This is a genomic window from Ensifer sp. EB106-05-01-XG146, from assembly GCF_058791875.1.
The window spans coordinates 2835431-2851700 of sequence record NZ_JBYTDX010000001.1 but is presented as its reverse complement, the minus strand read 5'-3'; the positions used below and the strand labels follow the sequence as shown (position 1 = coordinate 2851700).

At 62.7% G+C, this 16270-nt stretch carries 17 protein-coding genes; 4 read left to right on the top strand and 13 right to left on the bottom strand.

Going from position 1 to position 16270, the window contains the following annotated elements; genetic code table 11:
• Positions 1 to 32: 32 nt before the first annotated feature.
• The 3 genes from AC3WVQ_RS14215 to AC3WVQ_RS14205 are packed head-to-tail and all read left to right on the top strand — an operon-like array spanning position 33 to position 2991.
• The gene (locus AC3WVQ_RS14215; protein ID WP_034798931.1) at positions 33 to 1010 is read left to right on the top strand and encodes an ABC transporter permease; all 978 of its coding nucleotides are present in this window, start codon (positions 33 to 35) and stop codon (positions 1008 to 1010) included.
• Between the two features lie 11 nt (positions 1011 to 1021).
• Complete coding sequence (locus AC3WVQ_RS14210; protein ID WP_090298309.1) at positions 1022 to 2221, top strand: alanine racemase; 1200 nt, start codon at positions 1022 to 1024, stop codon at positions 2219 to 2221.
• Positions 2222 to 2232: 11 nt separating this feature from the next.
• Positions 2233 to 2991 (top strand): ATP-binding cassette domain-containing protein, encoded by a 759-nt coding sequence (locus AC3WVQ_RS14205; RefSeq protein WP_034798925.1) that lies wholly within the window; start codon positions 2233 to 2235, stop codon positions 2989 to 2991.
• 48 nt (positions 2992 to 3039) lie between these two features.
• Here the strand turns inward: AC3WVQ_RS14205 and AC3WVQ_RS14200 are convergent, their stop codons facing one another.
• From AC3WVQ_RS14200 to AC3WVQ_RS14145, 12 genes are all read right to left on the bottom strand, one after another.
• Complete coding sequence (locus AC3WVQ_RS14200) at positions 3040 to 3414, bottom strand: cytochrome C oxidase subunit IV family protein (protein ID WP_034798923.1); 375 nt, start codon at positions 3412 to 3414, stop codon at positions 3040 to 3042.
• Positions 3415 to 3423: 9 nt separating this feature from the next.
• The gene (locus AC3WVQ_RS14195; protein WP_034798919.1) at positions 3424 to 4146 is read right to left on the bottom strand and encodes a heme-copper oxidase subunit III family protein; all 723 of its coding nucleotides are present in this window, start codon (positions 4144 to 4146) and stop codon (positions 3424 to 3426) included.
• Between the two features lie 12 nt (positions 4147 to 4158).
• Positions 4159 to 4863: a cytochrome c oxidase subunit 3 gene (locus AC3WVQ_RS14190; protein WP_090298306.1), complete on the bottom strand. Its 705-nt coding sequence runs from the start codon at positions 4861 to 4863 to the stop codon at positions 4159 to 4161.
• Positions 4860 to 6638, bottom strand: coding sequence for a cytochrome c oxidase subunit I (gene ctaD, locus AC3WVQ_RS14185; protein WP_110819502.1), 1779 nt, complete (start codon positions 6636 to 6638; stop codon positions 4860 to 4862). The genes AC3WVQ_RS14190 and ctaD overlap by 4 nt, the downstream gene beginning before the upstream one ends.
• A gap of 155 nt (positions 6639 to 6793) precedes the next feature.
• Positions 6794 to 7636: a cytochrome c oxidase subunit II gene (locus AC3WVQ_RS14180; protein ID WP_034798913.1), complete on the bottom strand. Its 843-nt coding sequence runs from the start codon at positions 7634 to 7636 to the stop codon at positions 6794 to 6796.
• Positions 7637 to 7876: 240 nt separating this feature from the next.
• Positions 7877 to 8263: a c-type cytochrome gene (locus tag AC3WVQ_RS14175; RefSeq protein ID WP_034798911.1), complete on the bottom strand. Its 387-nt coding sequence runs from the start codon at positions 8261 to 8263 to the stop codon at positions 7877 to 7879.
• 204 nt (positions 8264 to 8467) lie between these two features.
• Complete coding sequence (locus tag AC3WVQ_RS14170) at positions 8468 to 9535, bottom strand: ABC transporter ATP-binding protein (protein WP_034798909.1); 1068 nt, start codon at positions 9533 to 9535, stop codon at positions 8468 to 8470.
• Positions 9536 to 9546: 11 nt separating this feature from the next.
• Positions 9547 to 10380 carry a carbohydrate ABC transporter permease gene (locus tag AC3WVQ_RS14165; RefSeq protein WP_060520333.1) on the bottom strand — a complete coding sequence of 278 codons (834 nt, stop codon included), beginning with the start codon at positions 10378 to 10380 and terminating at the stop codon, positions 9547 to 9549.
• 4 nt (positions 10381 to 10384) lie between these two features.
• Entirely contained in the window at positions 10385 to 11320 is a 936-nt protein-coding gene (locus AC3WVQ_RS14160; RefSeq protein ID WP_051659467.1) for a carbohydrate ABC transporter permease, read from the bottom strand.
• Between the two features lie 146 nt (positions 11321 to 11466).
• A complete protein-coding gene (locus AC3WVQ_RS14155) occupies positions 11467 to 12729 on the bottom strand; it encodes an ABC transporter substrate-binding protein (protein ID WP_034798905.1) in 1263 nt (420 codons plus the stop codon).
• Positions 12730 to 12798: 69 nt separating this feature from the next.
• A complete protein-coding gene (locus AC3WVQ_RS14150; RefSeq protein ID WP_034798903.1) occupies positions 12799 to 13971 on the bottom strand; it encodes a PLP-dependent transferase in 1173 nt (390 codons plus the stop codon).
• A complete protein-coding gene (locus AC3WVQ_RS14145; protein ID WP_110819503.1) occupies positions 13968 to 14684 on the bottom strand; it encodes a FadR/GntR family transcriptional regulator in 717 nt (238 codons plus the stop codon). Before AC3WVQ_RS14145 ends, AC3WVQ_RS14150 begins: the two co-directional genes overlap by 4 nt.
• 146 nt (positions 14685 to 14830) lie before the next feature.
• Between AC3WVQ_RS14145 and AC3WVQ_RS14140 the strand changes: the two genes are divergently transcribed.
• Entirely contained in the window at positions 14831 to 15082 is a 252-nt protein-coding gene (locus AC3WVQ_RS14140) for a hypothetical protein (protein WP_090298298.1), read from the top strand.
• 59 nt (positions 15083 to 15141) lie between these two features.
• On the opposite strand, the gene AC3WVQ_RS14135 is transcribed toward AC3WVQ_RS14140, so the two are convergent.
• Entirely contained in the window at positions 15142 to 16245 is a 1104-nt protein-coding gene (locus AC3WVQ_RS14135) for a M24 family metallopeptidase (RefSeq protein ID WP_090298294.1), read from the bottom strand.
• Between the last annotated feature and the right edge of the window lie 25 nt (positions 16246 to 16270).

Genomic DNA, 16270 nt, shown 5'->3' with positions numbered 1-16270 from the left:
GGAGCTTTCCCCCTGCCTTCGGAGGAAGAATAATGTCCAGTGCCCATTCCAGCGCGAGCGGCCAGCCGGCGAGCCTCGTCAGTCGCCTCAACCTGCAGCAATACGTCGTCTATCTCGGCTTCCTGGCGATCTTTCTGTTCTTCGCCATCGTGCTTCGCGACAGCGGGTTTCTGACGGTTCGCAACCTGTCGAACATCATGCTGCAGACAGCACCGGTGACGATCATGGCGATCGGCCTCGTCTTCGTCATGTCGGCCGGCGAGATTGACCTGTCGATCGGCTCGACGGTTGCCGTCTCGGCGCTGGCGGCGGCGGTGACGATCAACGAGTACGGCCTGGTGGCTGGCGTCGTCGCCGGTATCGGCGCCGGCGTGCTGATCGGGCTCCTGAACGGCGCGCTGGTCGCCTATGTCAAACTGCCGTCCTTCCTGGTGACGCTGGCGACGCTCGGGCTTTTTGCCGGCGTCTCCCGCTCGATGACGAACCTGCGCTCGATCCCGGTGACCGACAGCACCTTTACCGGCTTTTTCGGCTCCGGCTCGTTCCTCGGCGTGCCTTCGCTGATCTGGTGGACCCTCGTTGCCGTCGTCTGCGGCCATGTCATCTACCGCGAAACCCGCTTCGGCGCCCATGTGCTGGCGACCGGCGACAACAGCCGGGCAGCGAGCGTCTCCGGCATCAGCGTGCCGCGCATTCGGCTGGCCGTTCTGATGATCAGCGGCGGTCTCGCCGGCCTTGCGGGCCTGCTTTACGCCGGTCGCCTGCAGGCGGCGAAGTATACGCTTGGCGAGACCGACCTGATGACGGTGATCGCCGCCGTCATCGTCGGCGGCACGTTGCTCAACGGCGGCAAGGGCACGATCATCGGCGCGCTCGTCGGCTCGCTGATGATGGGCATGCTCAACAATGGCCTGATCCTGATGGGCCTTTCCGTATCCGACCAGATGATCGTTCGCGGTCTCATCATCCTCGCTGCGGTCGCCGTGTCGCTGCGCGAAAAGTCCCGCTGAAGGAGGATTTCATGTTTCTCGACGTTCTGCGCCGCCGCAACCCGGCATTCATCGAAGCGGCGATGAGCCTGCACCAGCAGGGCAAGCTTCCGGCCAACGCCTATGTGCTCGATCTCGACACGGTCGAGGCCAATGCGGCGATTATGAGCAACGAGGCTCGTCGCCTCGGCCTGAAGACCTTTGCGATGACCAAGCAGGTGGGCCGCTCCAGTTCCTTCTGCGAAGCGGTCAAGCGTGGTGGCATTGACCGTTCGGTTGCCGTCGACATGGCCTGTGCCCGCGCCACCCACAAGGCGGGCCTGAAGGTCGGCCATCTCGGCCACCTGCAGCAGGTCGCGCGCCACGAGGCGGCTGCCGCAGCGAAAACCTTCCGGCCGGACTATTGGACGGTCTTCAACGGCGAAAAGGCTGCAGAAGCGGCGGCTGGCGCACATGCAGCCGGCTATCGGCAGGATCTGCTCGCCCGTATCCGGGCGGAAGGTGATACCTTCTACCGCGGCCATGAAGGCGGGTTCGATGCCAGCGACGTTGCCGCGGTGGCGGACCGTCTCGATGCGCTCGACGGTGGCCGCTTTGCCGGCATCACCACCTTTCCGGCGCTGCTCTTCGACCATGAAAGCCGCAAGGTGAAGCCGACACACAATCTCGCGACGCTCTCGAAAGCTGCCGAGGCGCTGGCCAAGGCCGGCCGCAACGGGATCGAGGTGAATGCGCCGGGTACGACCTCCAGCGTCATGCTCCCGGCCCTTGCCGAAGCGGGCGCGACGCAGTGCGAGCCGGGCAACGGTCTGCACGGCACCACCGCACTGCACGTGATGGAAGATCTGCCGGAACTGCCGGCGGTACTCTACCTCACCGAAGTTTCCCATCTCTCGGGCGGCAAGGCCTATTGCTTCGGCGGCGGCTTCTACATCGACCCGATCTTTCCGGATTACGACGTCAAGGCGATCGTCTCTGCCGACCCGACGACTTCGGCGTCGGCGCTTCGAAGCGTCGAAGTACCGCCCCCCTCGGCGATCGACTATTACGCGATGATCGACGCCAGCGGTGCGGCGGCCCCGAAGCCTGGCGATACGGCGGTGTTCGGCTTCCGCGGGCAGGCCTTCGTCACGCGGGCCTATGTCGTCGGCGTGTCGGGCATCTCCAAGGGCGCGCCGAAGGTGGAAACGATCGAAAACGGTTTCGGCGAAACCGCGGCCTGGCCGGTTTGAGGGGTGACGTCATGAACGTGAACACGAATTCTGCACGCGAGCCGGTCCTCAAGCTGAAGGACATCCGCAAGACCTTTGGCGGCGTCACCGCGATCGAGAACTTCTCGCTGGACGTCCGTCCGGGCGAGATCGTGGCGCTCGTCGGCGACAACGGCGCCGGCAAGTCGACGCTGATCAAGATCATCTCCGGCGTTTACACGCCGACCTCGGGAACGATCACCATCGAAAACCAGACCGTGGCGATGTCGAACGCCACGATGGCGCGCGCCCATGGCATCGAGGTCGTCTATCAGGATCTGGCGCTTGCCGACCAGCAGACGGTCTATATGAACATGTTTCTTGGCCGCGAGCCGGTAAACCGTTTCGGCCTGCTCGACCGTCGCCGGATGATTTCCGAGACGGAAACTCTGGTGAAGGAACTGGATGTCCGCATCCCCTCGGCCCATGCGACGATCCGCGACCTCTCGGGCGGCCAGCGCCAGGGCGTCGCGATTGCCCGCGCCACCCATTGGGCGAGCAAGCTGATCTTGCTCGATGAGCCGACGGCAGCACTTGGCGTTGCCGAAACCGCCAAGGTCGAGGAGATCGTCGAATCGCTGAAAAGCCGCAACATCGGCGTACTGATCATCAGCCATAGCCTCGATCAGGTGTTCAAGCTCGCCGACCGCATCTGCGTTCTGCGCCGCGGCAAGCAGATCGGCATCCGTGAGACGGCCAAGACCGACAAAAACGAGATCATCGCGATGATCACCGGGCTTCAGCAACACTGAGGCGGATGAGTCCAGCGGTGCCGCCATTGGGGCGGCGCCGGTTGGCAATCATGGTGCGGCGCCGAAGAAGGTGAGGCGGGTGAACAGCACGTAGTGCGATTCCGAGACCATCAGCGCCACGAAGACCAGCACCAGCAGCGGCGGCAGCAGGATCGCGTAGATCAGCGCCAGCCGTTCCCAGGCCATGTGCATGAAGATCGCGACGATCAGCCCTGCCTTCAGTACCATGAAGATCAGGATCAGCGACCACCTGAGATAACCCTGCAGCCCGACATAGTCGACGAGGTAGGAAAAGGTGCTGAGCACGAAGAGCAGCAGCCAGACGACCAAGTAGAGGCCGATCGGGTGTTGCTGGTGCGTTTGTGCGTGGCCTTCTACTTTTGCTGCCGGTGCCGCGTGGGTGTGAACAGTCGTTTCCGTCATGGCCATGCCTCACCACAGATAGAAGAATGCGAAGATGAAGACCCAGACGAGGTCGACGAAGTGCCAGTAGAGGCCGGTGATCTCGACGATCTCGTATTGTCCTCTTCGGCTCGTGAAAAAGCCACGCCGTTCAGTGTCGAAATCGCCGCGCCAGACTTTTCGCGCGATGATCAGCAGGAAGATGACGCCGATCGTGACGTGGGTGCCGTGGAAGCCGGTGATCATGAAGAAGGTCGAGCCGAATTGCGCAGCACCCCAAGGGTTGCCCCAGGGACGCACGCCCTCGGTGATCAGCTTCGTCCATTCGAAGGCTTGCATGCCGACAAAGGTGGCGCCGAAAAGGGCGGTCAGCAGCATCAGCAGAGCGGTCTTCTTGCGATCGCGCCGGTAACCGAAATTGACGGCCATGGCCATGGTGCCGCTCGAGGTGATCAGCACGAAGGTCATGATGGCGATCAGGATCAGCGGCACGTCCGAGCCGCCGATGTGCAGCGCGAAGACCTCGCTCGGATTGGGCCAGGGAACGGCGGTCGACATGCGCGCCGACATGTAGGCGATGAGGAAACAGCCGAAGACGAAGGTGTCGCTCAGGAGGAAGATCCACATCATCGCCTTGCCCCAGGAGACGTTCTTGAACGTCCGCTGGTCGGAGGCCCAGTCGGCGGCAAAGCCGGCAAGTCCCGCGGGGCGATGGAGCGGTTCTCGGACAGGCGAATGTGTCTCGGCGGACATGCCTTGCCTCCTTCAAGTCAAGAGGGACCGGCAGAGCTCGACGAAGTCGTTGGCCCAGCCGGAAAAGAGCGCGTAAAGCACCAGCCATACGGCCAGCATGAAATGCCAGTAGGTGGCGCAGAGCGTGATCGACAGCACGGCCCTTTCGCCCATCGGGCCGGTGCGCGTCTTGACGATGACCCGGGTAAGCGCGAACAGGCCGCCGAGGATGTGCAGGCCATGCATGCCCGAGATCATGTAGAAGAAGCTGTTGGCCGGATTGTCGGCGAGCAGGAAGCCAGCGTCGGTCAACTCCCGCCAGGCAAAGACCTGGCCGGCGAGGAAGGCGAGACCGGCGGCAAGGGCTGCGATCATCGCCGTGCGGCTCGCCTCGTTACGATGCTGTTCGGCAGTGACGCGGGCCGCATGCAGAAGCAGGCTGCCAAGCGCAAGGATGGCGGTGTTCAGCCAGAGGATCTTCGGCATCGGCGTCGACCACCAGTCGGTGGAGGCCATGCGCATGAAGTAGGCGCTGATGAAGAGAGAGAAGAGCGCGGCGACGACAGCAAGGAAGACGCCAAGGCCGATTTTTGCAGGCGGGATCGAAGGCCTACCGCGCGGACGGGGATCGTGGGCGTGGCCGACCTCCAGCCAGGGTTTCGAGAACAGCCGCTGCCGGCTGAGCCACCAGGCGGCGATCGCGAAGATCACCGCCAGGAAGACGAGGGTGACGTTCATGAGGCACCCTCCGGCGCGTGGCCTACTGAACCCGGCTCAGTCTGCGGAATGAAATCTTCCGCTGCACCCGGCACGCTGTAGTCATAGGGCCAGCGGTAGACGACCGGCAGCTCCTTACCCCAATTGCCATGCCGCGGTGGCGTTTCCGGCGTCTGCCATTCGAGCGTCGTTGCCCGCCAGGGGTTGCCGCCGGCCTCGCGGCCGTGGCGGATGCTCCAGATGAGATTGAAGAGGAAGACGATCTGGGCGGCGCCGACGATCAGCGCCATGATGGTGATGAACTCGTTGAGCGTGTGGGCGGATGCCGGCACGAAGGCGGTCTCGCCCATCTCATAGTAGCGGCGCGGCATGCCGATCAGCCCGAGATAGTGCATCGGGAAGAAGATCAGATAGGCGCCGACGAAGGTGACCCAGAAGTGGATCTGCCCCATCGCCTGATTGAGCATGCGGCCGGTGATCTTCGGATACCAGTGATAGATTGCCCCGAAAATCACCATGATCGGCGCAACGCCCATGACCATGTGGAAATGGGCGACGACAAACATCGTGTCGGAGAGCGGCACATCGACGACGACATTGCCGAGGAACAGACCGGTCAGCCCGCCATTGACGAAGGTGACGATGAAGGCGAGCGCGAACAGCATCGGCAGCGTCAAATGGATATCGCCGCGCCAGAGCGTCAGCACCCAGTTGTAGACCTTGATCGCCGTCGGCACGGCAATGATCAGGGTGGTGGTGGCGAAGAAGAAGCCGAAATAGGGGTTCATGCCGCTGACATACATGTGGTGCGCCCAGACGATGAAGGAGAGCGCGCCGATGATGACGATCGCCCAGACCATCATGCGGTAGCCGAAGATGTTCTTGCGGGCGTGGGTGCTGATGAGATCGGAGACGATGCCGAAGGCGGGCAGGGCGACGATGTAGACCTCCGGATGGCCGAAGAACCAGAAGAGGTGCTGGAACATGATCGGGCTGCCGCCGCCATGCTGCAGCTGCTCGCCCATCTCGACGATCGCCGGCATGAAGAAGCTGGTGCCGAGCACCCGGTCGAACAGCATCATGACACAGGCGACGAAGAGGGCGGGGAAGGCGAGAAGCGCCATCACCGTCGCCGTGAAGATGCCCCAGACGGTGAGCGGCATGCGCATCAAGGTCATGCCGCGCGTGCGCCCCTGCAACACGGTGACGACATAGTTGAGGCCACCCATGGTAAAGCCGATGACGAATAGGATGAGGGAGGAGAGCATCAAGATGATGCCCCAGTCCTTGCCGCCGGGCGTGCCGGAAAGTACTGCCTGTGGCGGATAGAGCGTCCAGCCGGCGCCGGTCGGCCCGCCCGGTGCAAAGAAGCTCGCGACGAGCACGAGGACGGCCAGCAGATACAGCCAGTAGCTCAGCATGTTGGCATAGGGGAAGACCATGTCGCGCGCGCCGAGCATCAGCGGGATCAGGTAGTTGCCGAAGCCGCCGAGGAAGAGCGCAGTCAACAGATAGATCACCATGATCATGCCGTGCATGGTGATGAACTGGTAGTAGCGTTCCGCATCGATGAAGGCGAAGGCGCCGGGAAAGCCGAGCTGCAGACGCATCAGCCAGGAGAGCACGAGGGCGACCATGCCGATGGCGATCGCGGTCGAGGCATATTGCACGGCGATGATCTTCGCATCCTGGCTGAAGACATAACGCGTCCACCAGCTATGGGGATGATAGAGCTCCACGTCCTCCACTTCCGCGGGGCCAATCTGTTCGCCCGTGCCTGACCGGATATCGACCATCTGCGAGAACCTCCCAACACCGGATCATCTCGATCCAACGCCTTGAACCTGCAATTCCGCACGTCCAACAATGGAATTGCGTCTCCTCACGAGCGGGATGCGGGCGGATATCGCGAGCACTTTTCCTCATCCCGCTTTGGCCGTCGGGGCGCCTGTTATTGCGCCGGGGCGGCATTCACTGCCTGCGCCGTTTCTTTCGTTCCTGCCTTTGCCTGCAATTGCGAGAATGTCGTCTGTTGCGAGAGCCAGGCTTGATAATCGGCGGCACTGTCGACGACGACGGTGCCGCGCATCTGTGGGTGACCGGTGCCGCAGAGTTCGGCGCACAGCACCTCGAACGTGCCGGTGCGCGTCGGCGTCAGCCAGAAATAGGTGACCATGCCCGGCACCATGTCCATCTTGGCGCGGAACTCCGGCACGTAGAAATCATGCAGCACGTCAACCGATCGCAGCAGGATCTTGACCGGCTTGCCGACCTCCAAATGCAGCTCGCCGCCTTCGATGACGACGTCGTCGAGGGCGGCCGCATCGTTGCGGTTGAGGCCGAGCGAATTTTCCGGGGTGATGTCGCGGGTCTCCGACGTACCGAGCTTGCCGTCGGCGCCGGGCAGCCGGAAGCTCCACAACCATTGCTGGCCGACGACTTCTACCTCCGCCGCACCGTCCGGCACGGTCACGAACTGGTGCCAGACGAAAAGACCGGGGGTGAGCATGGCGGCGACGCCGAGCGTGGTGCCGCCGGCAAGCCACCCTTCGAGCTTCCTGTTTTCCGGTTCATAGGCGGCCCGGTTTCCCGGGCGATGCCGAAAACGCAGGACGCAATAGGCCATGAAAAGCACGACGGCGACGAAGACGACGCCGGTAATCCAGAAGGTGATGATGAGCGTATTGTCTATGTAATTCCAGTTGGACGCGATCGGCGTCCACCACCATGGGCTCAACAGATGGAACAACACCGAACCGACGGCCACCAAAACCAGAACAACTACCACGGCCATTTCTGTCCCTCCTCGCCGCTGGCGGCTGTGGGCATGAATACGCAATCCGTAGAGCCTTCTGCATGTTTCCGTTAATCGTCGCCGATCAAACGGCAAAACATGCAGGAATTCAAAGTTCTACAGCGACCTTTGCGCGTCTGGTCAGACACGCGGTGCTGTAGCTGCAATTATTACACGAACCTCGAACAGTCGCAATTCGCCGCCTCCGTGCGAGCAGCGGTTGCGTTTAGTCTCCGCAGGTTACTGCGAATACTGCTTGAGATAGGCGATGAGGTTGGAGATATCCGTATCATCTTTCAAACCGGCAAAGGCCATTTTCGTGCCTTTCACCTTGGTCCTTGGATTGTGCAGATAGTCGCGCAGATGCGCCTCATCCCAGACGAGTCCACCCTTGCCGGCATCGATCATCGCCGGTGAGTAGCTGAAGTCGGCATGAGTGCCTGCCGTTCGTCCGAACAGATGGTTGAGCGATGGCCCAACCTTGTTGGTGTCGCTGTCGGCCACATGACAGACGGCGCATTTCTTGAAGACGGTGGCTCCGGCGGCCGCATCGCCCTCTTGCGAAAGGGCAGCGAACGGACAGAGCATCGTTGTCGAAAAGGCAAGGGCAACAACAAGAATTCGCATGACACTTCCTCAATATCGCCGGGCGCAGGCAAGGAAGGCTATCGTCAATCTGTCGTTTTGGCGGTGCTTGCTTCTCTTAAGTTGGCGCCACGGCGGTTGATACTTGCGACACGACGACGGTACGCCTCGCTTTGTGGAAGTCAACCGGCGCAGCCGGCCGGCTTGCCGGATGCGCCTAAATTTTCGCCATGTCGCTGCCGTCGCTCAGACGCGATTGCCGTCGGCGTTGAAGAAGTGCAGCCGCTCGACCGGCAGGCGTACGGGCAGCGAGCCGGAAACGTTGAGGAACCGGCGGTCGTTGGTAAACGCCTTGAAGCCGGCACGGCCGAAGGAGAGGTGCAGGATGATGCCGAAGCCCGTCGGTTCGACCAGGTCGACATTGGCTTTCAGCGCATCCGGGCCTTCGACGCCGATCTCGACATGCTCCGGCCGGATGCCGAGCGTCGCCCTGGCGCCGTCCGTCAAGGCAGGATGCGGCTGGGCCGGAACGATGATGCCGCCTTCGGTTTCGAAGCGCGGGGCGGTACCGTTGCGATAGGTTCCCTCGAAGAAGTTCATCCCTGGCGACCCAATGAAGCCGGCCACGAAGAGATTGGCCGGGCGGTCATAGAGATCAAGAGGGCTTCCGACCTGCTGGACGAAGCCGCCGTTCATGGCGACGATGCGATCGGCGAGCGTCATAGCCTCGATCTGGTCGTGGGTGACGTAGATCGAGGTGGCGCCCAAGTCCTTGTGCAGCTTCTTGATCTCGGCGCGCATCTGCTCGCGGAGGCGCGCGTCGAGGTTGGAGAGCGGCTCATCGAAGAGAAACGCCTTGGGTTCGCGCACGATGGCCCGGCCCATGGCGACGCGCTGGCGCTGTCCGCCCGAAAGTGCACGGGGGCGGCGTTCGAGCAGCGGGTCGAGACCGAGCTTGGCGGCAGCGCCCGAGACGACGCTTGCGATCTTTTCCTTGGCGACCTTCCTCAGCCTCAGGCTGTAGCTCATGTTCTTGGCGACCGACATGTGCGGATAGAGCGCGTAGGACTGAAACACCATGGCGATGTCGCGGTCCTTCGGGGCCAGTTCGTTGACGCGTTTTCCGGCGATTCGGATTTCACCCGAGGTCACGCTTTCGAGCCCGGCGATCATGCGCAGAAGCGTGGACTTGCCGCAGCCTGACGGGCCGACGAGCACGACGAATTCGCCGTCGCCGATCTTCAGGTCGACATCGTGCAGGACCGGGTGGATGCCGTAGGATTTCTGGATATTGGCGATATCGATGGAAGCCATGAGAACAATCCTCAGCCTTTGACCGCGCCGGCCGTGAGGCCCTGGACGAGATAGCGTTGAATGAGCAGGAAGAAGAGGCAGGCGGGGATGAGCGCGAGCACGCCGGCGGCCATCATCTGCCCGAAGTCGACGGAGAACTTCGACACGAAGGACAGAAGCCCGACGGGGAACGTCGCCTGATCGTTGCCGGAGATCAGCATCAGCGAGAACAGTAGCTCGCTCCACGCTGCGGTGAAGACGAAGCCGAGCGTTGCGGCAATGCCGGGCAGCGTCAGCGGCAGGATGATCTGGCGGAAGGCGACGAATTGGGTGGCGCCGTCGATCATCGCGGCCTCCTCCAGATCCTTCGGGATGCCGTCGAAGAACGACTGCATCAGGAAAGTGGCAAACGGTACGTTGAAGGCGGTGTAGACGATGACAAGACCGGTGAGGCTGTTGGTCAGCCCGAGCGGCGAGAGGATCTTGAAGATAGGCGCCACCAGCATGACCAGCGGGAACATCTGCGTCAGGAGCATCAGCGCCACCAGCCAATACTTGCCGCGGAAATTGAAGCGCGACAGGGCGTAGCCCGAGAGCGAGGCGAGGATGGTGACGATGACGGCGGTGGAACCCGAGACGATCAGGCTGTTCTTGAAGAACACCGGAAAGGCGCTGTGGCGGAGCACGAAATCGAAGTGCTCAAGGCTGGCGCGCGACGGCCACATTCGAATGCCTTCGGAGTAGAGCAGATCGTTGGGCGTGACGGCGACCTTCAGCAGCCAGTAGAGCGGGAAGAGCGCAAACGCGATGTAGGCAAGGATTGCCAGCCGGTGCGCGATCATGAGGAAAAGAGGTTTGGCGCGCATCGGTTCAATCCTTGCTCAGGAGCCATTGCCGCAGGATGACGATCAGCATCGAATAGGCGAGCAGCAGCGCCAGGAGCACGAGCGCGATCGCCGAGGCGTAACCGAAATCCAGCCGCTTGAAGGCCTGGGTGAAGATGTAGCTGGCGACGATCTGGGTGCGGTCGGCCGGTCCGCCATTGGTCATGACGATGATGAGATCGGCGAAGTTGGAGATCCAGACGGTGCGCAAGAGGATGGTGATGGCGATCGTCGGCGCAAGGAAGGGGAGGGTGATCGACAGGAAACGTTGCACTGGGCCGGCGCCGTCAATGCTGGCGGCCTCGTAGAGGTCGCGGGGGATCGCCTGAAGGGCTGCTAGCAGCGTGATGGCGAAGAAGGGTATGCCCCACCAGACATTGGCGATGATCGGTCCCCACATGGCAAGCTGCGGGTCGGACAGGATGTTGTTCGGTTCGCTCATGATGCCGAGGCCGAAGAGCCAGTGCGGCAGGGGGCCGACGACCGGATTGAACAGCCAGGCCCAGTTGAGGCCGGCGAGGAAACTCGGCACCGCCCACGGGAGGAAGACGAGCGCCTGGGCGAGGCCGCGGCCGTAGAAGGGCTTGTCGAGCAGCAATGCGAGGATCAGACCGAAAACGAACTGGAAGAAGACCGAGGCACCGGTCCACCAGAGCGTATTGCGCAACGCCCGATAGAAGGCCTGGTCCTCGGACAGCGCCCGGAAATGATCAAGACCGATATAGGCGCCGGAGAACGGGTTCAGGAGCTGGATATCGCGGAAGGCGTAGGAGACGCCGAGCACCAGCGGCACCAGCATCACGGTGACGATCAGGATCAGCGCCGGCGCGCTATAGAGATAGGGTGCGGCGCCATCGGCGATGCGCTTCTTCAGCGGCGTCCTGCTTGCCGGCAGGCCGCTTTGGCGGGCGACATAGGCCATCGATCGAAATTTCCCCTGTGCGGCCGCCGGTTTTTCGGGCGTGCCTCGATTCTAGGTCGGAGCGGGAAGGGCGGAGACCGCGCACACTTCATTCCGCTCAAAGAGTTATGAGGGCCGGCGGCGGCGAACCGCCGCCGGCCAAAAGCTTACTTCTTGCTGGCGAGGAACTTCTGCTGTGCCTTGGTGAGGTAGTCGGCCCACTGGTCGGCGAGTTGCTGCGGCGTGATATCGCCGAGCAAGGCTTCCTGGGTCGTCTTGATGGCAAGCGAGTCCTTGAAGAAGGCGAATTCCTCGAGGTAGGTCGGCATCACAGTCAGGACGACGTCCTTGTCGGCAAGTTCGTCGAACCAGCCCTTGAACTGCGCGCTGGCATAGAAGGGATCCTTCTCGGCCGACTTGTGTACCGGAAGCGCCCCGGTGCGCTTGTTCCACTCGATGTTGCCTTCCGGCCCTTCGAGCGTCTCGATCAGCTTCCAGGAGAGGTCCTTGTTCTGGCTTGCCGACAGCATCGACCAGCCGGCAAAGCCGATGGTTGTGAAAGCCTTGCCGCTCGGGCCCTTCGGCATGGTGGTGACGCCGAAGTCTTCCGATTTCATGCGCTCGGCAATCGCGATCAGAGCATCCGGGTCCTGGTCGAGGAAGGCGCAGGTGCCGCTGTAGAAACCGGCGACGATTTCATTGAAGCCCCAGTTGACGCTGTCCTTCGGCGCCAGCCCCTTCTTGTAGAGATCGATCACCCAGGTGAGGCCCTTGACCCAGCCTTCGCTGTTCATGGTCGAGGTGCCGTCCTCATTGAAGAAGGTGTTGCTGCCGGCCATGGTGGCGCCGAACATCACCCAGCCGTTGAGGCCGCCCGGACCGCCGCGCAGGCAGTAGCCGGACTTACCCGGAAGCTTCGAGACGGCTTCCGACGCCTTGACGAAATCGTCCATGGTCTTTGGCGGCTCGTTGACGCCGGCTTCCGACAAGAGCTTCTTGTTGTAGAACATGGCGCGCAGATAGAAGCCGTAGGGCAGCATGTAGGCGGTGTCGTTGACGTCGCGGCCGAGTTCGAGCGCGCGTTCCGTCAGGCCGCCGGTGTGTTCCCACTTGGCGAGGTAGGGCTCGAGGCTTTCGAGCATGCCGTTGTTGGCATAGAGCGACAGCCAGGTGTCGGGCATTTCCATGACGTCAGGCAGTTCGCCGGCTGAAACCATGGTCGCGAACTTCTGGAAGGCTTCGCCCCAGGGCAGCGAGATGATCTCGACCGTCGTGCCGGGGTTGGCGGCCTCGAACTTGGCGACGATCGACTTCAGCGTCTCGGTGCGCTCGGGGCTGGTGATGACCTCGACGAGCTTCAGTTTGGTGTCGGCGAGCGCGCTTCCAGCCATGAGGCTGGCGAGAAGCGTGGCAGTGATCAGTTTCTTCATTTCTGTTCCCTCTTTTCTTCGTTGGTTTTGGTTCAAAGTGGGCGGACCGGGATCCTCATCCCGCTCCAGTCAGTCAGTCGAAGCGACGGCGAGCGCCGCTTCGAGATCGCTCCAGAGGGCCTCCGTTCCCTCCAGACCGACATGGAGCCGTACCGATCGCGGCGAGATGCCGAAGGCGGCCGCGGAATTGGGCTGGGCTTTCTGCGACAGCACGACTTCGCCCGGCACGATGAGGCTTTCATGCCCGCCCCAGGACACGCCGAGCTTGAAGAGTTCGAGATGGTCCGCGAAGCGCCTGACGTCGACGCCCTCGCGGAAGATGAAGGAGAAGAGGCCGGAGGTGCCGGAAAGGCCCGGCGGCAACGTGTTGCCAAGGCCGGGGTGGCAGACGGTCTCGACCAGCGGGTGAGCCTGCAGGCGGCGCGCGACTTCAAGCGCCGAGCGCTCGTGCGACTTCATCCGGATCGGCAAGGTACGCAGACCGCGGATCAAGAGCCAGGCGTCGAAGGGCGAAAGCTTGCCGCCGAGATAGGGATAGGCTTCGGAACGGATGCGGCCGATCAGTTCCTTCGATCCGGTGACGACGCCGGCGACGACGTCCGAGTGGCCGCCGAGATATTTCGAGGCCGAATGGATGACGAGATCGACGCCAAGCGAGATCGGCTGCTGGAAGATCGGGCTCGCCCAGCTGTTGTCGATCGCGGTGATGATGCCCTGGTCCTTCGCCAGGCGGGCAAGGGAAGCGACGTCGTGGGTGTCCATTACCCAACTCGTCGGGCTTTCCATGTAGAAGAGCTTGGCGCCGGGCAGCGCCTTGGCGACTGCTTCCTCGTCGCGGCCGTCGACATAGGTCACTTCGATCTTCATGCGCTTCAGATGCGTGCCGAACAGGCGGAAGGCATCGGGATAGACATGGTTGACGGCAACGATCCGGTCGCCCGGCTCGACGAAGGAGAGCACGGTAGAGGAGATCGCCGACATGCCGCTCGCAAAACCGATCGCGTCCTCGCCGCCTTCGAGTTTCGCCAGCATCTCCTCGAACATGCGCACAGTCGGGTTGAGGCCGCGGGTATAGATCGGCCGCACGCGCTCGCCCCGGTAGGAGGCGACCATATCGTCATAGTCCTTGAAGGTGAAGAGCGAGGTCTGCACGATCGGCGGCACGACGGCGTCGAAGGCGTGGCCTTCGTCATGCGCGACGATCAGCGAGGCATGGTCGAACGGATCGAGGCCGTTGGTCATTTGGACATTTCCTTGATGTCTTCCTCGACGATCGCGAGGATTTTCAGCGTTTCTTCGCGCGCGGTCTCAGGGTCCTGAGCAGCGATTGCGTTGAAGAGGGTGCGGTGGAACGGGAAGGAGCGACGGGCGAAATCCGTTCGGTCGAAAGGATGGTCCCAAAAGCGCTCGAAGGCCTCGCGCATTTGCTCGAGCAGCTGGCGAAAGAGCGGATTGTGGGTGGCGTCGTAGATCGCCAGATGAAAGGCCAGGTCTTCCGGCCCCGACGTGCCCTTGGCGATATGCACGCGCTCCATTTCGTTGAGCCTGATTTCGATGATCTTCAGGTCTTCATCGGTTCGCCGGCGGGCGGCGACCATGTTGGCCTCGACCTCGATGCCGCGGCGCACTTCGAGCGTCATCAACAGCACGTCGCGCAGATGCGCCGCGTCGAGCGTGAGCGGCATATGGACGGTCGCGCCGGAGATCGTGCGCAAGAGATAGGTGCCGCTGCCCTTGCGCGCCTCGACGACGCCGAGTGCCTGGAAGTGGCGAATGACCTCACGGACCGTGGAGCGGCCGACGGCCAGCGCCGTCATCAGCTCGCGCTCGGCCGGCAGGCGTTCGCCGGGTTTCAGGCCCGATTGTTCTATGTAGTCAGCCAACGCGGCAATCACCTGCTGAGCCCGGTCGGCCGGGGGCAGGGGCATTAGTGCCGCTCTTGCCGGTTCATTCATTCGGCTCCCTCCCCAGAGGCCAAATTGGTCTGACATCTCACCAATATGATCAAGCCAGTTGGGGTCGTCAAGCAAGAACTGATAGACGCACAACTGTTGACCCCGCTCGCCTCAGGCGTAGACAAGGGAGGCAAGGAGCTCTGGTGATGATGAAATCGGAATATCAGTTCGTGGTCGCAGCCGTGCTCGGCGCGTTCTTCGTCATGGTGGCGGCTACGGGGGATGCCGAGGCTCAGATGCGGACGCGGAAGGGCGAGTATTACGAGGGGATCCAGCGCAAGCCCTATGGCTATTACTGGATCTGGCCACCGGTCGAGCAGCAGCAGCCCGTCTACAAGAAGCAACCCGGCAAGAAGGGGAGCGAGCTCGCGAAGCCGCGCAAGCGGCCGGTTCAATAGCCGCAGGGCTCGACGAAGAGCGCAAAGAGAAGCGGCGCCCTGGGGCGCCGCAACTTTGATCAGACCTTCGCGACGTGAACGTCGCGGGGGAGTGAGGAGAGAACCTCCGGCCCATCCTCCCGGAGGATAACGATATCCTCGAGCCGGATGCCGAAGCGGCCGGGGAGATAGATGCCGGGCTCGATCGAGAAGACCATGCCTTCTTCGAGCACGGTTTCCGAGGTCGCGGTGATATAGGGCGGCTCGTGGCCGTCGATGCCCATGCCGTGGCCGGTGCGGTGGACGAAGTACTCGCCATAACCGGCGTCCGAAATCACCCTGCGGGCAGCAGCATCAACCTCCTTGGCGAGCACGCCCGGGCGAGCCGCCTTCAGTGCCGCCTGGACGGCCCTTTCGACGATCGTGTGGATCTGCCCGTAGCCTTCGGGCGCGCGGCCGACGATCGCCATGCGCGTAATGTCGCTCGGGAAGCCCTGCTTGCGGCCGCCGATGTCGATAACGACGGCATCGCCTTCCTCGATCACCCGCTCGCTGGCGGAGTGATGCGGGAAGGCGCCGTTGCCGCCGGCGCCGACGATCCAGAAGGCCGGTGCCGCACCTTCCGAGGCGAAGTGCGCGCGGATGTCGGCGGCCAGTTCCTTCTCGGTCATGCCCGGGCGGATCTTGGAGAATGCCGCCTGCATGGCGCGATCGGCGATGCCGGCATTCATCTTCAGAAGCGCGTACTCGCTCTTGTCCTTGCGCATGCGGAGCGCGCCGAGCGTCGCCGGGGTGAATTCGCGCGCGGTATCGGCGGGCAGCGCATCGATCAGCAGCAGCGCAAAATCGGCGCGCATGGTTTCGTCGAGCACGACGCGACCGGGCTTTGCGGCGCCGACATCGGCAAGCGCTGCGGTCAGGGCGTCGCTCGGGCCAACGTCATCGGCCCAGTTGTGGAAGGCGATATCGGTGTGCTCGCGCGTGCCTTCGGCGTTGAGCGCCGGCATCAGGAACGCTTCCTTCTCCGGGCCGATGAGCAGCAGGCACGGGCGTTCGTCGGGATGCGGATGGTAGCCGATCAGCCAATCCATATGCGATCCCGGCGCCAACGCGACGAGGCCGACATTGCTTTCGGCCATCGTGCGGCGGAGTGCTGCAAAACGGCTCTTGGTGAGTTCCTTCATGGTGTTTCCAATTCTGGCTTGAGAA

What these genes read in the sequence shown, in the direction of transcription:
- AC3WVQ_RS14170 (WP_034798909.1), bottom strand. Translation starts at nt 9,535, where the DNA reads ATGGCTTCCATCGATATCGCCAATATCCAGAAATCCTACGGCATCCAC.
- AC3WVQ_RS14155 (WP_034798905.1), bottom strand. Translation starts at nt 12,729, where the DNA reads ATGAAGAAACTGATCACTGCCACGCTTCTCGCCAGCCTCATGGCTGGA.
- AC3WVQ_RS14175 (WP_034798911.1), bottom strand. Translation starts at nt 8,263, where the DNA reads ATGCGAATTCTTGTTGTTGCCCTTGCCTTTTCGACAACGATGCTCTGT.
- AC3WVQ_RS14180 (WP_034798913.1), bottom strand. Translation starts at nt 7,636, where the DNA reads ATGGCCGTGGTAGTTGTTCTGGTTTTGGTGGCCGTCGGTTCGGTGTTG.
- AC3WVQ_RS14190 (WP_090298306.1), bottom strand. Translation starts at nt 4,863, where the DNA reads ATGAACGTCACCCTCGTCTTCCTGGCGGTGATCTTCGCGATCGCCGCC.
- AC3WVQ_RS14200 (WP_034798923.1), bottom strand. Translation starts at nt 3,414, where the DNA reads ATGACGGAAACGACTGTTCACACCCACGCGGCACCGGCAGCAAAAGTA.
- AC3WVQ_RS14160 (WP_051659467.1), bottom strand. Translation starts at nt 11,320, where the DNA reads ATGGCCTATGTCGCCCGCCAAAGCGGCCTGCCGGCAAGCAGGACGCCG.
- AC3WVQ_RS14215 (WP_034798931.1), top strand. Translation starts at nt 33, where the DNA reads ATGTCCAGTGCCCATTCCAGCGCGAGCGGCCAGCCGGCGAGCCTCGTC.
- AC3WVQ_RS14145 (WP_110819503.1), bottom strand. Translation starts at nt 14,684, where the DNA reads ATGAATGAACCGGCAAGAGCGGCACTAATGCCCCTGCCCCCGGCCGAC.
- AC3WVQ_RS14195 (WP_034798919.1), bottom strand. Translation starts at nt 4,146, where the DNA reads ATGTCCGCCGAGACACATTCGCCTGTCCGAGAACCGCTCCATCGCCCC.
- AC3WVQ_RS14165 (WP_060520333.1), bottom strand. Translation starts at nt 10,380, where the DNA reads ATGCGCGCCAAACCTCTTTTCCTCATGATCGCGCACCGGCTGGCAATC.
- AC3WVQ_RS14140 (WP_090298298.1), top strand. Translation starts at nt 14,831, where the DNA reads ATGATGAAATCGGAATATCAGTTCGTGGTCGCAGCCGTGCTCGGCGCG.
- AC3WVQ_RS14210 (WP_090298309.1), top strand. Translation starts at nt 1,022, where the DNA reads ATGTTTCTCGACGTTCTGCGCCGCCGCAACCCGGCATTCATCGAAGCG.
- AC3WVQ_RS14135 (WP_090298294.1), bottom strand. Translation starts at nt 16,245, where the DNA reads ATGAAGGAACTCACCAAGAGCCGTTTTGCAGCACTCCGCCGCACGATG.
- ctaD (WP_110819502.1), bottom strand. Translation starts at nt 6,638, where the DNA reads ATGGTCGATATCCGGTCAGGCACGGGCGAACAGATTGGCCCCGCGGAA.
- AC3WVQ_RS14150 (WP_034798903.1), bottom strand. Translation starts at nt 13,971, where the DNA reads ATGACCAACGGCCTCGATCCGTTCGACCATGCCTCGCTGATCGTCGCG.
- AC3WVQ_RS14205 (WP_034798925.1), top strand. Translation starts at nt 2,233, where the DNA reads ATGAACGTGAACACGAATTCTGCACGCGAGCCGGTCCTCAAGCTGAAG.